General features: G+C 67.5%; 12 protein-coding genes. 8 read left to right on the top strand and 4 right to left on the bottom strand.

The window, feature by feature from the left end; all coding sequences use genetic code 11:
• Positions 1-133: 133 nt before the first annotated feature.
• Together G6N19_RS21235 and G6N19_RS08765 are read left to right on the top strand one after the other, a co-directional pair.
• Positions 134-832 (top strand): DUF5631 domain-containing protein, encoded by a 699-nt coding sequence (locus G6N19_RS21235; protein ID WP_232062585.1) that lies wholly within the window; start codon positions 134-136, stop codon positions 830-832.
• On the top strand, positions 829-1791 hold the full coding sequence (locus tag G6N19_RS08765; protein ID WP_232062587.1) for a hypothetical protein: 963 nt from the start codon (positions 829-831) through the stop codon (positions 1789-1791). The genes G6N19_RS21235 and G6N19_RS08765 overlap by 4 nt, the downstream gene beginning before the upstream one ends.
• Positions 1792-1871: 80 nt before the next feature.
• Here the strand turns inward: G6N19_RS08765 and G6N19_RS08770 are convergent, their stop codons facing one another.
• From G6N19_RS08770 to G6N19_RS08790, 4 genes are all read right to left on the bottom strand, one after another.
• Positions 1872-2393 carry a hypothetical protein gene (locus G6N19_RS08770; RefSeq protein ID WP_193466153.1) on the bottom strand — a complete coding sequence of 174 codons (522 nt, stop codon included), beginning with the start codon at positions 2391-2393 and terminating at the stop codon, positions 1872-1874.
• Positions 2390-3595 (bottom strand): DUF4226 domain-containing protein, encoded by a 1206-nt coding sequence (locus G6N19_RS21240; protein ID WP_232062589.1) that lies wholly within the window; start codon positions 3593-3595, stop codon positions 2390-2392. Before G6N19_RS21240 ends, G6N19_RS08770 begins: the two co-directional genes overlap by 4 nt.
• 146 nt (positions 3596-3741) lie before the next feature.
• A complete protein-coding gene (locus tag G6N19_RS08785) occupies positions 3742-4107 on the bottom strand; it encodes a hypothetical protein (RefSeq protein ID WP_013827004.1) in 366 nt (121 codons plus the stop codon).
• A gap of 92 nt (positions 4108-4199) precedes the next feature.
• Positions 4200-5270, bottom strand: coding sequence for a DUF4226 domain-containing protein (locus tag G6N19_RS08790; protein ID WP_232062592.1), 1071 nt, complete (start codon positions 5268-5270; stop codon positions 4200-4202).
• A gap of 114 nt (positions 5271-5384) precedes the next feature.
• Between G6N19_RS08790 and eccB the strand changes: the two genes are divergently transcribed.
• From eccB to G6N19_RS08820, 6 genes are all read left to right on the top strand, one after another.
• Positions 5385-6884 carry a type VII secretion protein EccB gene (gene eccB, locus G6N19_RS08795; RefSeq protein ID WP_013827002.1) on the top strand — a complete coding sequence of 500 codons (1500 nt, stop codon included), beginning with the start codon at positions 5385-5387 and terminating at the stop codon, positions 6882-6884.
• Between the two features lie 4 nt (positions 6885-6888).
• Positions 6889-11100, top strand: coding sequence for a type VII secretion protein EccCa (eccCa, locus tag G6N19_RS08800; protein ID WP_193466154.1), 4212 nt, complete (start codon positions 6889-6891; stop codon positions 11098-11100).
• A 104-nt stretch (positions 11101-11204) separates the two neighbouring features.
• Positions 11205-11507 carry a PE domain-containing protein gene (locus G6N19_RS08805; RefSeq protein ID WP_041316640.1) on the top strand — a complete coding sequence of 101 codons (303 nt, stop codon included), beginning with the start codon at positions 11205-11207 and terminating at the stop codon, positions 11505-11507.
• A gap of 3 nt (positions 11508-11510) precedes the next feature.
• The gene (locus tag G6N19_RS08810; RefSeq protein ID WP_193466155.1) at positions 11511-12704 is read left to right on the top strand and encodes a PPE family protein; all 1194 of its coding nucleotides are present in this window, start codon (positions 11511-11513) and stop codon (positions 12702-12704) included.
• A 114-nt stretch (positions 12705-12818) separates the two neighbouring features.
• The gene (locus G6N19_RS08815; RefSeq protein WP_013826998.1) at positions 12819-13136 is read left to right on the top strand and encodes a WXG100 family type VII secretion target; all 318 of its coding nucleotides are present in this window, start codon (positions 12819-12821) and stop codon (positions 13134-13136) included.
• A gap of 36 nt (positions 13137-13172) precedes the next feature.
• Positions 13173-13460: a WXG100 family type VII secretion target gene (locus tag G6N19_RS08820; protein ID WP_013826997.1), complete on the top strand. Its 288-nt coding sequence runs from the start codon at positions 13173-13175 to the stop codon at positions 13458-13460.
• The last annotated feature ends 43 nt before the right edge of the window (positions 13461-13503 follow it).

The raw sequence follows: 13503 nt of genomic DNA on the forward strand, positions 1-13503 counted from the left end.
ATCGCCGCCGCCGGGTGGCCCCACCACCCCGGCTTCCAGTGGAACGACGGTGGCTTCCTCAAGCGATCGCTCGACCCCGGGGAAACCATCTCCCGGTCCCGCCGGGCAGTCGGGCGCGGCGATGGCCGGCGGTATGGCTGCCGGGGGTACCGCCGGCGCCGGGGCCGGCACCGCCGCCAAGCGTTTGGCCGAACACCAGGATCTGCAGCGCAAGGTTGACGCCGTCGCCCGCCAGGCACCGAACCTCGCTTGGGCGGCCGGATTACGTGATGACGAGACCACGACAGTGGTGGTGACCGATTTGGCCGGCGGCTGGATTCCCCCTACCGTCACGCTTCCGCCCGGGGTCACTCTGCTTGAGCCAGCGCACCGCCGCCGTGGCACGAGCGCTGTCGATCTACTCGGTGCAGTGATTGCAGCGGCAACTCATGAGCCGAATACCTACATCTCCGAGGCCGATCCGCACGATCCGCCGGTTCCCGGGACCGGCGAACGTGCCCGCTACGGCCAGCATGTCGACGAACTGGGTCCGACCTTGATCGATGTCGCCGGCTCCAGTACCCGGCTGCCGCGCATCGTGCAGACCGTCGCGCAAGCGATGGCCCGTAGATCCGGCGTTGCCGACAACGAGGTCGAGCTGTTCCGGCAGGTAGTCGCCGACACCGCTGCGCGGGTACTGTCGGCCTATCCCGAGCACGCCCCCAGAGATGTCGCCGACTGGATGCTGCTGGCCGCCGTCGACGCCCTCATCGACGGGAGCGAGGAACTGGCCCGCTATCACCTGGCGTGGCATGAAACGGTGGCGGTGCGGCATGGAGGTGTACTGCGATGACGGGCGACAAAATCGAAGTCAACCCCATGGACTATTGGGACATTCTGCGCGGCCTGCCCCCTGAACCGATCCCGACAGGTCCGGCGCACTTGGGTGGACAAAGCCCGGTCGACTTGACCGCCGCCGCGTTCGGTTTCACGACTAATACGGACCTGCCCGAAACCAACACTCAAATCGCCACTGACACCACCGAACGCAAAGCTGGTGCTAGCGACGCCGTGCGCAAATTCGCCACCAACGAAGCCGACGCGGTATCGAAGTTCGAGGGCGTCGCCGGCGAAGGCGACGCCGCCATGGCGCAGCAGGGATCGCAGGAAGCGATGGGCGGAGCGATGCAGGGCATGACCGGCGCGATGCAGGGCATCACCGGCGCACTCAGCGGTGCGCTCGGCGCGGCGAGCAGATTGCCGCAGGGGCTGATGCAGGCCGGCCAAGGCGCGTTGTCACCGCTGATGGGCGCAGCGCAATCCTTGGCAAAGGGGGGCCTCGGCGGCACCACCCTCGCCTCGGACATCAGCCCGGACCCCGGATTGGGTGGCGGTGACCTCGGCTCTGGTGGAGCTGGCGGCGGCGGTCTGGGCATGGGCACCACCCCCGCCAGCAACCTCGGGCCGCCCCCGGTCCCGGGCACCTCGACGCCGACCACTCCCACCAGCTCCCTGGCGAACACCGGCTCCGCCGGGCCCGCCGGCGGTACGCCCGCTACCGGCGGTGCGGGCGGCGGCGGGATGATGCCGATGATGCCCGGCGCCGCGGGTGCCGGCGGTAAGGGCGGCAAGGACGACAAGGCCGGCGAGAAGCGGATCGCCGCCCCGGGGGTTCCCAACGGACAGCCCGTCAAGGGCCGCACCACAGCACCGCCGAACATTCCCGTGACGAAGTCCGTCGCGAAGGACGCCGGCCAAACTGGTCTGACACCGCTGAAACGCATTGTCGACAAGGACGACTCGTCGAAGTAGCGGCTTAGCACCGCCCGGAGTGTATGTTTGGCGGACCCCGCAATTCGTGCCATAACCGGAGCGCCCAATCACCAACAGCCTCAACTCTTCTTGGCCGGATCGGCGGTACACGTCGCCAAGAAGGTTCTGCCGTCCTGCGCAGCCACCTGCGCGGGATTGAGCCAGCCGACATCCTGGAACCAAAAGGTGTCCTCGGGGTGGGTCCCGGATCCCTCGATGACTTCGGTCAGATCCGTGCTCGTGCCCCAGCGGCTAGATCCGCCGTAGGTGGAGAAGCCCATGGTCTTCTCGTTGCGCCATTCAAAGTCGGCGGGCAAGGGCTGGGACTCGGTCATGCCCACCGGGTACGGTCCGCCGAGCGTGAGGAGCTCGATATCGACGCCTTCCGGCGAGGTCAATGTCAACTCGGCCGTACTGGGGCCGAAGTAGAGCGCAATACGAGTGACGCCGACGCAGGGTGAGCCTGTCCAGATCTGTAGCTTTCCGTTGGTTACGCGGGCGCCGAAGGCCGGCGGCAGCGACGGGGCCCACGGGGCTTTGGCCGGGCATCCGGCCAACAGGGCTACCACCAACGTGCCCAGCGCACCAAGCCGGCGAATCATTCGTATCCGCCGTCGTGTAGGCCCGCGTTCTTCTCAAACCAGTTGTCTCCGCCGAAAATCCGCGTCCGGATCGCTTCCTCACCGTAGGCGATGCCCATGCCAACTGGCCCGAGTTTGGCGTATTGCTGAGAATGCCGCTCCTCGTGGTGAAGCAACCGATCAAGATCTAGTTGCGCGTTCTGGACGGGATCACCGTTGCTGTCGGGACCCCAGGCCACACCGGAGTGGACGATCTTGCGAAGTTGCTCGGCCGGATCGGCGGATCGATCGATGTTGACCATGAAGACGTCGCCATAGGTGGTGCCACCCTGGCAGCTCAACGTGTCCTGAACCTTGCCCCCGAGACCCATCAACATCCCGTTGGGCGCCGTGACGACGCTCCCGCCGCTGACCTCGGATGCCCACGCGGCGCCGTAGCTCCAGAGGTTGTCCACCTGCCGGTCGGCGATTCGATTCACCTCCGCGACCGAATACGGCGTCTCCTTGAAGTCCTTCGTCCCGGGCGCGGCGCCGTAGTCCGTGCCTGCGTTGAGGATGTAGGTCATCAACGTCGCGTCGCGCATCGTTCTCGGACTGGCGCCCTCGGGTATCAGGAAGAACGACTTGCCATCGGGGTCTGTGATCTCCTCCATGCCGTCGAGGACCTTGAAACTGTCCGGCGTGATGTGCTGTTGTCGCGCGATATCGACGATGACTTCCGGCGGAACGCCTCGGCGCTCGGCGTTTTCCAACCACTGCCGGTAATAGCCGTCCGGGCTGGGTCCGTCGAGCAGGTCGGCATCCCGCAACGCCTGCTCGTACTTGTTCGCCGGTTCCCGGCCCCCGGACAGCGGTTCGCCAGACCCCTTGCCACCGCCGAGCGGGTAACGCCCGGTCAATTCCCGCACCGGCGCCGCCCGCTGCTGACTGTCCGCGGCGGCGTCGGCGACGACCTGGTGAATCTCGCGGGTCTTACCGGTCAGGTACGCCTGGAACTGTCGTGCACCGGCCGGGGTGTCCACGGCCGGCCACGCGGCGGCGGCCTGGCGGATCTCGGCTTCAAGCGCATCCAGCCGCTGCCGCGACTGCACGTTGAACTGGTGAGCGCCGCGCAGGATTCCCTCGAAAGACCGGTCGAGTTCCACCGACGTCGCCAACCGCCGCGTCAGTTCCGCTTCCCGCGCCCGCGCCGCGTCGGCGAACAATCCCAGCACCTCCGGCATAGCCCAAAAGCTACGCGCACCGGCGTCATCACGTATTCCACACCGACTGGTTCCCGCTGGCCAACGTCGTCGACCACCCGGCGCGGCACCACCGCACCGACGAACGTGCGGTGACCAAGTTCGTGGCCTGGAACCCTTGCGGGGAGCTACGCTCCCGCCGATGGCAACGTCAGCTGCAGATACCCGCCACAACACGGTTGCAGCATCACGTCGGCGGGCCAACTCACGCGATGGTCCTGCCCACGTAGGTAGTCGGCGGCAATACCGACGGCCTTGACGGGCTTCCCGTGGTCCTCGAAGACCAACAGACTGGCTTTGGATTCAAAGAAATTCGACCGGATCACCGGCGCGCCGACGGTTTTCTCGATGAACTCCCGCTCGGTGTATTCATGAAACAGATGCACCTCATCCCAGGGCCACGAGGTGAAGTCACTCAGTCTGCCCGACTTGCCTTGATGCAGAAGGTTGGCCAAGCCCTCGTTGAGTCGTTGATCGTTGTAGTCGATGTCCATCGATTGCCTCATTAGCCCGCAGCTCGTCACCAACATGCACAGCAATAGGACACTAAGCGCACTGCGTATCGGCGCTGCTCTGCTCACCACGTTCAGTACCCTCCTGCCGACGTTCCGTAGCCGCCGGGTTGACCGGGGTCGTAGACCCCACCGGGCCCCGCACCGGTTGGCGTTGGCGTCTGACCCGGTAGCGTCGCATTCGTCGTCGTGCCTGCCTCACCCCAGGCGATGCTGTTGCTCCAGGCCAGCTTCTCGCCGCCGGGCGCGACCACGACGGTGTCGCCACTGTCGACGGCCTGTTGCACCAGGTCCGCTAGCTGCGCCGGAGTGGCGCGTGGGTTAGCTGTTGCGATTTCTCGGCCAAGTTCGTTGTTGTACAGATCCATCGCCTCGGCGGTGGCGTGGTTGTTGGGCAGCCGTTCGTGCGCGGTCGCAAAGTCGCGGGTCCAGTTCTCGCCGAATCGTTGCGTCATAAGGGCATTCCAGTATGCGTGCCGGAAGGCGTCGGTGTGGTTGTCGGCTGTGTCGTTGGGACCATTCTGGGGCGGAAAACGCACCTTGGCTTCGGTTGCGGCGGCTTCTTTGATTTGGTTCAGATCCCGCAGCGCAAACGGCGATAGGTCTTCGAGCATGCGCGCCTCGCCCGCGGTCACGTGTACTGGGTCGGTGGCCAAGCTGAGCGGCCACGGCGGCTCCCAATCGAGTTCGCCATCGGGATCCTCCGATACCTGGTATGTCTTCAAGATCTGTTCAAGCGGGTCGACGGGCGGCGGGCCCTGTTGCGGGAAATCGACTGATTGGATGGGTCGGTCCCCACGAAGCGGATACCGCCCGGTCAGTGCCTGCACCTGCGCCGCCCGCTGCTGACTGTCGGCGGCGGCATCGGCGACGACCTTGTGAATCTCGCGGGTCTTGCCGGTCAGGTACGCCTGGAACTGTCGCGCGCCGGCCGGGGTGTTCAGGGCCGGCCAAGCGGCGGCGGCCTGGCGGATCTCGGCTTCAAGCGCATCCAGTCGCTGCCGCGACTGCGCGTTGAACTGGTGAACGCCGCGCAGGATCTCCTGGAAAGACCGGTCGAGTTCCACCGACGTCGCCAACCGCCGCGTCAATTCCGCTTCCCGCGCCCGCGCCGCGTTCGCGAATACCCCCATCACCTCCGGCATAGCCCAAAAGCTACGCGCACCGGCGTCATCACGTCACCGCTGGTGACTGGTTCCCGCAGGCCGGCGCCAGTATTGTCGTCGGGTGCGGTTGTCGATCAAAGGAGCAGCCAGCTCATGCCGCTGAGTCTGTCGAACCGGGACCAGAACTCCGGGCACCTGTTCTACAACCGCCGGTTGCGTGCGGCCACCACCAAGTTCTCGGTGCGAATGAAGCACGACGACCGCAAACAGACCGCCGCGATCGTGCTGTCGGTCGTGTTGATCTTCATCGGCATGGGCTGGATGCTGCTGCTGAACGTCCTGCGCCCCGCCGGAATCGTGCGAACATCGGCGATCGTCGGTGACCGCGACTCCGGCGCGATCTACGCCCGCATCAACGGCCGGCTGTATCCGGCGCTCAACATGACCTCGGCACGTCTCGCGGTCGGCAACGCCGAGCTTCCCACCTGGGTCAAACCCCCCGAGATCGCCAAATACCCGACCGGCCCGATGATCGGGATCCCCGGCGCACCGGCCTCGCTGATCGCCAACACCGGCGCGCCGTCGGCCTGGGCGGTCTGCGACACCGCGGGCTCACCGCGCCGAGTTGAACCGCCCGTCGTCACCGCCATCGCGGGAACGCTGAGCCCGGCGGGCCGCGCCGCGCCGCTGGCCTCGGACGCCGCGGTGCTGACCCGGTTCCAAGACGCCACCTATGTCATCTGGGGCGGCAAGCGTTCCCAAGTGGACCCGGCGGATCGCGCGATCACCCTGAGCCTGGGGATCGATCCGGGCACGACGGTCCCGGTGGAGATGTCACGGGCGCTGTTCGACGCCCTGCCCAGCACCGAACCGCTGCGCGTTCCGGCGATCCCGCTGGCGGGCACACCGTCGCAGTGGGTTCCCGGCTCCCAGGTGGGCACGGTACTGGAGACCCGGACGGCCGGCGGCGGCTCGCAGTTCTACGTGCTGCTGCCCGACGGGGTGCAGAAGATCACCAGCTTCGTCGCCGACTTGATCCGCAGCGCCAACTCGTTCGGATCCGTTGCGCCGCTGGTGATCAGCCCCGACAAACTGGTCAACATCCCCGAAGTGGGCACCCTCCCGGTCGAGTACTACCCCAACAGCCGGCTGAAGTTCGTCGACACCGCCGCCGACCCGACCACCTGCGTGAGCTGGGAGAAGGCCCCCACCGACCGCCAAGCGCGGATCACCGTGTTCAACGGCCGCGGCCTGCCGGTATCGCCGGCCATGGACAATCGGATCGTCCGGCTGGTGCGCGACGACCGCACGCCCGGATCAGTGGTGGCCAACCAGGTGCTGGTGCTGCCGGGCGCGACGAATCTCGTGACGTCGACCAGCGCCCTGCTCGAGTCCGACTCGCGCGAGACGCTGTTCTGGGTGTCCCCCAACGGCGTTCGGTTCGGGATCGCCGCCGAGGACGAAACGCTCCGCGGCCTCGGCCTGGACCCGGCCTCGGCGCAGCAGGCACCGTGGCCGCTGCTGCGCACCTTCGCGGCCGGCCCGGAACTGTCGCGGCATGCCGCTCTGCTGGCCCGCGACACCTTGCCGTCGACCGGCGAAGTGATGCCGGTGGCACCCAATAATCAGCAGGCCATCCCGGGGGGGCACTGAGACGATGTCGAAACGCGCGTTCGTTCCGGTGCGCCTGCAAGTTCCCGAACCCAAGCCGGTGCGAGTCGCCCCGCGCGCGCCCGACGCGCTACCCGAACGGGAACCACGCAACCTGTGGGTGATGATCGGGCTTCCCGCGCTGGTGGTCGCGCTGATCGGCACGATCGTGATGCTGTACGTCTCCGGGGTGCGCAGCCTGGGGTCGGGCATGTTCCCGATGATGGGCATGGCCGGCCTGGGAATGCTGATGTTCTCCGGTCGGTTCGGGCGGGCACGCAAGATCAGCTGGGGCGAGCAGGAGAAGAACCGGCGCAGCTATCTGCGATCGCTCGACGGCGAACGCGATGAGATCCAGAAGGCGGTCTGTGCTCAGCGCAGCGCCCAGGAAACGGTGCACTCCAACCCGCAGGGGCTCGGCGCGGTCATCGGCGGACCGCAGATGTGGGAGCGGCGGCGCTCCGACGCGGACTTCCTCGACGTCCGAGTGGGCGTCGGTGTGCAACACGCCCCCGACTCGGTGTTGTCGGTGCAGTGGCCCGAGATCCCGGTCGACGAGGAGCTCGAACCGGTCACCGGCCAGGCGCTGCGCGACTTCATCCTCGAACAACGCAAGATCCGCGACATCGCCAAGGTGGTCAACCTGCGCTCGCGTCCGGGGTTCAGCTTCGTCGGCGACGACCTCGACAAGGTCCGCTCGCTGCTGCGATCGGTGCTCAGCGCGCTGGCGGTGTTCCACAACCCGCTCGACGTCAAGCTGATGGTGGTGACCCGGCACCCCGAACTGTGGTCCTGGATGGTCTGGTTGCCGCACAACCAGCACGACGAGTTGTTCGATGCCTGCGGGTGGCGCCGGCTGGTGTTCACCAGCCCCACCGAACTGGAGTCGACGCTCGGCGCCGACCTGCACATGAAGGGCAAGCGCGGCGCATGGCGGCCCCCGTCGGCGCCGAGTCCGACGACCATGGGTTCGGCGCTGGAGTCCGGCGGCGACGGGCACGATCTCGGCCCGCACTGGGTCATCGTCGACGACAACACCGGCAGTCCCGAGGCGTGGGAGAGCGTGGTCGGACGGGTCGGGAAGGAGGGCATCACCGTGTTGCGGGTGGCCTCCCGGCTCGGCACCGGCGTCGGGTTCGCGCGCGACGAGATCTTCGAGGTCGTCGACCACCCCGCCCGGCACAACCGCACCGACGGGCCGGCGTCGACCCATCGCCGGAACGGCCGGGGCGCTGATCCAGCCCTGCCACCGATGTTGCGGGCGGGCGGCAAGTTCTTCGCGCACGCCGATCAACTGTCGGTGCCGCGCGCCTACCGCTACGCGCGGGCAATGGCGCGCTGGACACCGACGGCCAGCGTGGACGTCACCGACTCCGGCAGTGGCGCCCTCGAACTGCTGCGCGCGCTGGGAATCGACGATGCCCGGGAGCTGAACGTGGACCGGCTCTGGGCCGAACGGCGCAGCCGCGGCGACGAGCGGTGGGCCGAGATCCCGGTGGGAGCCAAGCCCAACGGCGAACTGCAGAACATCGTGCTGCGCGCCAAGGATTTCGGCGGCTTCGGCTTCCACTCGGTGGTGATCGGAACCAGCGGCTCGGGCAAGTCGGAGTTCTTCCTGTCACTGGTCTACGGGATCGCGCTGACCCACTCGCCGGAAACCTTCAACGTGATCTTCGTCGACATGAAGTTCGAGTCCGCCGCCCAGGACATCCTCGGCATCCCGCACGTCTCGGCGGCGCTGTCCAACCTCGGTAAGGACGACCGGCACCTCGCCGAGCGAATGCGCCGGGCGATCGACGGCGAGATCGCCCGGCGTTACCGGCTGTTCAACTCCGTCGGGGCGCGCGACGCCAACGACTACGAGGAGATCCGGCTGGCCGGACGCGACCTGGAACCCGTGCCGATCCTGCTGGTGGTGATCGACGAATACCTCGAGCTCTTCGCCAACCACGGCAAGTGGATCGACCTCATCATCCACATCGGCCAAGAAGGCCGCGGCGCCAACGTCTTCTTCATGCTCGGCGGTCAGCGCCTGGACCTGTCGTCGTTGCAGAAAGTCAAGTCCAACATCGCCTTCCGGGTCGCACTGCGCGCCGAATCCGGTGACGACAGCCGTGAGGTGATCGGCTCGGACGCCGCCTACCACCTGCCGTCCAAGGAGAACGGCTTCGGGCTGCTCAAAGTCGGCCCGCGGGATCTGGACCCCTTCCGTTGCTTCTACCTGTCGGCACCGTTCATCGTGCCGAAACGCAAGGCGTCGACGGCCAAGACCCTCGACATGACACTGACGAAGCCCCGCCTCTACACCTGGCAGTACCAACCACTGGACGAGGCGGACGCCCAAGCGTTGCAGGACATGTCGGCCACCGACGCCGAACCCGACGAGTACTTGTTGCACGCTGACGGGTTCAAGAAGAAGAAGATCGTCGACGTGCTGCGCGAGTCGCTGATCTCCGCGGATCGCAAGGCGCCCCACCTGCCGTGGTTGCCCCCGCTGGAGGTCTCGGAGTCGGCCGACTCGCTGGTTGCGCTGTACCGGGGCAAGCCGTGGGACGTCGACTACGGGCGCAATCCGGGTCTGGTGTGGCCACTGGCCGTCAAGGACATCCCCGAGGACGCCCAGCAGCTCGTGCACTGCGTCGATGTGCTGCGCAGCAACGTGATGGTGGTCGGCGCCAAGAGCCGCGGTAAGACCACGACGCTGATGACGCTGATGTGTTCGGCGGCGCTGATGTACACCCCGGCCCGGCTGACGTTCTTCTGCGTCGGCGGCGCCACCCTCGGCTACGCCGAGACCCTGCCGCATGTGGCCGACATCGTCTCGCCGGCCGACCGTGAGGGGGTGGAACGCACCGTCGCGACCATGGCCGCGCTGATCAGTGCCCGCCAGGACACCTTCCGGCGGGACAAGATCGACATCAACGAGTTCCGGGAGCGGCGTTTCGGAGCCGGCAGCGACGGCCTGGGCGGCACCGACCCCGGCGATCCATACGGAGACGTGTTCCTGGTCATCGATGACTTCTCCGACCTCTACGCCGCCGACACCGTGCTCGGCGACCGGATCATCGCGCTCAGCGGCGTCGGTCCGGAATACGGTGTGCACCTGATGACCAGCGCGTCGGGCTGGATTCACGGCCAACGCCAGACATTGCTGCAGAACTCCGACGTACGCATCCAGCTGCGGCTGCAGAACCCGGGCGAGAACGAGATGGGCACCGCCTCGCTCGACGCGCGCGACGCCGCCAAACGAACCGTGAACCGGCCCGGCTTCGGGCTCACCGAATCCCTGCACGAGATGCTCATCGGGATGCCGGAGCTGACCGCGCGCGACGGCAGCCGGATCGGCACCCGCGACCTGGGGACCCGGGTGGCCGAGGTCGCCGGCGTGACCAAGCACGCCACCCTCAAGCGACTGCCCCCGGCGGTGGCACTGTCGGAGGTGCTGGCCTACGACGTGGCGCAGCGCCCGCCCGCCCAGACCGCGCCGTCGATAGCGTTCATGATCGGCGAGCAGCACGACCTGCTGCCGGTCCCGCTCGAGTTGGGCGAGCACCCCGGCATGATGATCCTGGGCCGTGCGTTGTGTGGAAAGAGCGCAACCCTGGCCGCGATCGGCGAGGCCGTGATGGCGCGATTCAGCCCCGAGCAGGCGCAGATCACCATCATCGACCCCAAGACCGGGCCGCTGCGGGACCTGCAGGGACCCGGCTACGTCAACGCCTACGCCTACGACCAGGACGAGATCGACGAGGTGCTGACCACGCTGGCACAGCAGGTGCTGCTGCCCCGACTGCCCGCCAAGGGCCTCAGCCAGGAAGAGTTGCGGGCGCTCAAGCCCTGGGAGGGCCCGCGTCATTTCATCCTCGTCGACGACGTCCAGGACCTGCGGCCGGCACAGATCCACCCGGCCAAGCCACCGGTGGGCGCCGCGCTGTGGAAACTGATGGAGCGCGGGCGCCAGATCGGCCTGCACGTGTTCGCCACCCGGAACTCGTCGAACTTCGGCCAGCTGGAGATGGATCCCTGGGTGAAGACGCAGCGCAGCGCCAAGGCACCGACGCTGTTCATGGACAACGATCCGCAGAACAAGGTCAGCCGGACGGTGCGCGCCCAGGCCCTGCCGGCCGGCCGCGGTCTGCTGGTTCTCGACGACTCCCGGGTGGAGGGCGTGCTGGTCGGCGTGCCGTCGTCGATGATCCACAATTTCGAGCAGCAGTAGCCTTTTATTCCGTCGGTGAAGTGACGCGTGCCGCACCTTCGGTTTAGGATTTACCCCGGCCTGCCACCGTCGGCATACCTGCGATGAGGCATCGGGAGGAAAACATGTTCTCTGTGGAACCGGAAGCTGTGCTGGCGTCGTCCGGCGTTGAAGCCGCGATCACCGCCGAGACCGCGGCGGCCGCGTCCTCGGCCAGCCCGGCCCTGCTCGGTGTGCTGCCGATGGGCAATGACCCCGACTCCATCGCCTTCCAGGCGGCCTTGCTGGCCTCCGGGAGCGAATACCTCGGCATCGTCGCCGAGCATTCGGCCCAGCGGGGGCTGTACTCCGGCGCGCAGTCGACCGCGGCCGGCGTCTACAGCGCCACCGAGGCGTTGCGGGCCGCCACCGCCGCGCTCAGCGGCTAGCAGATGGCCGATCCGGGATGGGCCGCACGCCCGCCGGAGGTCAATGACACGTTGATCAAGTCCGGCATGGGCGTGGCCACCATGCTGGCCAACGGCACCGCCTGGACGACGCTGGGCGCGGCACACCACGCCTCCGGAATCGCCTCGGCTGTCAATACCGCGTTGACCTCCGTCGGCTGGATCGGCGCGGGATCGGCCAGTTCGGCGCTCAACGCAACCCTGCTCAACGTCGCCCTGCACGGCCTGGCCGGCTGGGTGGACATGAAGGCGCCGATCGTCGCCGCGGCGGTCGAGGCCTACCAGTTGGCCTACGGGAGCATGCGCACCACCCAGGAGTGCGAAGCGAACCGGATCGAGACCGCCACCGACTACGGGATCAACCCGATAGTGCTGGGGGCCTTGTGGCCGCGGATCACCTCCCTCGAATACGAGTACTTCGGCATGTTCTGGCCCAACAATGCCGCGGTCGGTGCCTCCTACGGGGCGACGTTGACCGCCCTCACCTCCAGCCTGACCGTTCCCGCGCCGGTGGCGGGAATGGGCGCCTCACCTGCCGCTCCGGCGGCGGCGGCCAGCGCCGTCGGTGACGCGGCCGCGCAGACCGCGGCGGGCGGCGCGATGCGGGCCGCCTACACCGGGACTTCCGCGGCGAGCAACACCGCCGGGCAGGGCGCCTCCGCAGCCCAGGGCATGGGCGGCGAGATGAGTTCACTGCTCGGCCCGGTGCAGTCGATCGGGTCGTCGCTGATGCAGGCGCCGCAATCACTGATGCAGATGCCGCAGTCGATGATGGGCCCGATGCAGTCGATGATGGGCATGTTCATGAATCCGAGCATGTTCGGCGGCGCGCTCAATGCCGCGGGGGCCGGGGGTGCTCCGGCCACCGCGATGCTGGCCAACGCGACAGCAACCCCGGGCGGGGGCGTCGGCGGTGGCGGCGTCGGAGGCGCCGGTGCGCCGGTGTCGGCGTTCACCCGGCCGGTCAGCGCGTTCGAATCAGGGGGTGGCCGGCCCGTCGGGCTTCGCCCCAGCGGTGCGCTGGGCTCGGTCGAGTCGCAGCAGCGGGTGACGACCACCAGCGGCGCTGGGATGGGCGGTATGCCGATCGGGCACGCCGCCGGCGCGGCCGGTCGAGGCCAAAGCGGACGGTCCTCCGACCGGGCCAACACGGTGCGAGTGGTTGATGACCGGCTGTGAGCTGGGCATTCGCTGTGCGCAGGGTGAATCGACACATCGAAAAAGAGCTTTTACACTACCGCAAGGTACATCCCGCCGAACCCGGGGGGTTGCTCTACAACCGAGGAGGAAACGATGGCAGCCATTGTCGTCACGCCCGAGTTGATGCGGAACACCGCATCGAAGCTGGCACAGCACATCGAACACGCCCAGGCGATCGCCAACCAGTACCTCGCTGACCACGAGAACATCTTGGGTGCCGGCACCTGGGACGGCGCGGGGTCCAAGGCGTCGTTCGTCACGGCCGGCCAGATTCACGAAGACATGCAGAAAGTCCTCATCGGCGGCACCCGCCTGACCGAGGGCCTCAACCAGGCCGCTGCCTTGATGGAGTCCCACGAGTCCCACTCCGAGCATGCCTTCCATTCGCTCTTCGGCGGACAATCCGCCTAACCTCCCACCCCCGTACTCGAAAGGACACCGATCCCAATGGCTGACGGCATTACCTACAACCCCGGCCCTGTGGCCGATCAAGCCCACAGCGTGATCACCAGCGCCGGCACGCTCGACCAGATCCACGCCGACGCCCACCAGCTCACCCAGATGCTGACCGAGTACTTCGCCGGTCACGGTGCCACCGGCTTCTTCGAAGCCCAGGCGCAGATGCTCTCCGGCCTGCAGGGCCTGATCGAGACCATCGGCCAGCACGGCTCGACCATCGGCTCCGTGCTGGAGGGGGCCATTCAGACCGACCAGACGATCAGCAGCCTTTTCTGACCACCACCGGGGGCGCCCACGACCACGGTGCCCATCGCGGGGC

This window comes from Mycobacterium novum (assembly GCF_010726505.1).
In the GTDB taxonomy this organism is placed as follows: Bacteria; Actinomycetota; Actinomycetes; order Mycobacteriales; family Mycobacteriaceae; genus Mycobacterium; species Mycobacterium algericum.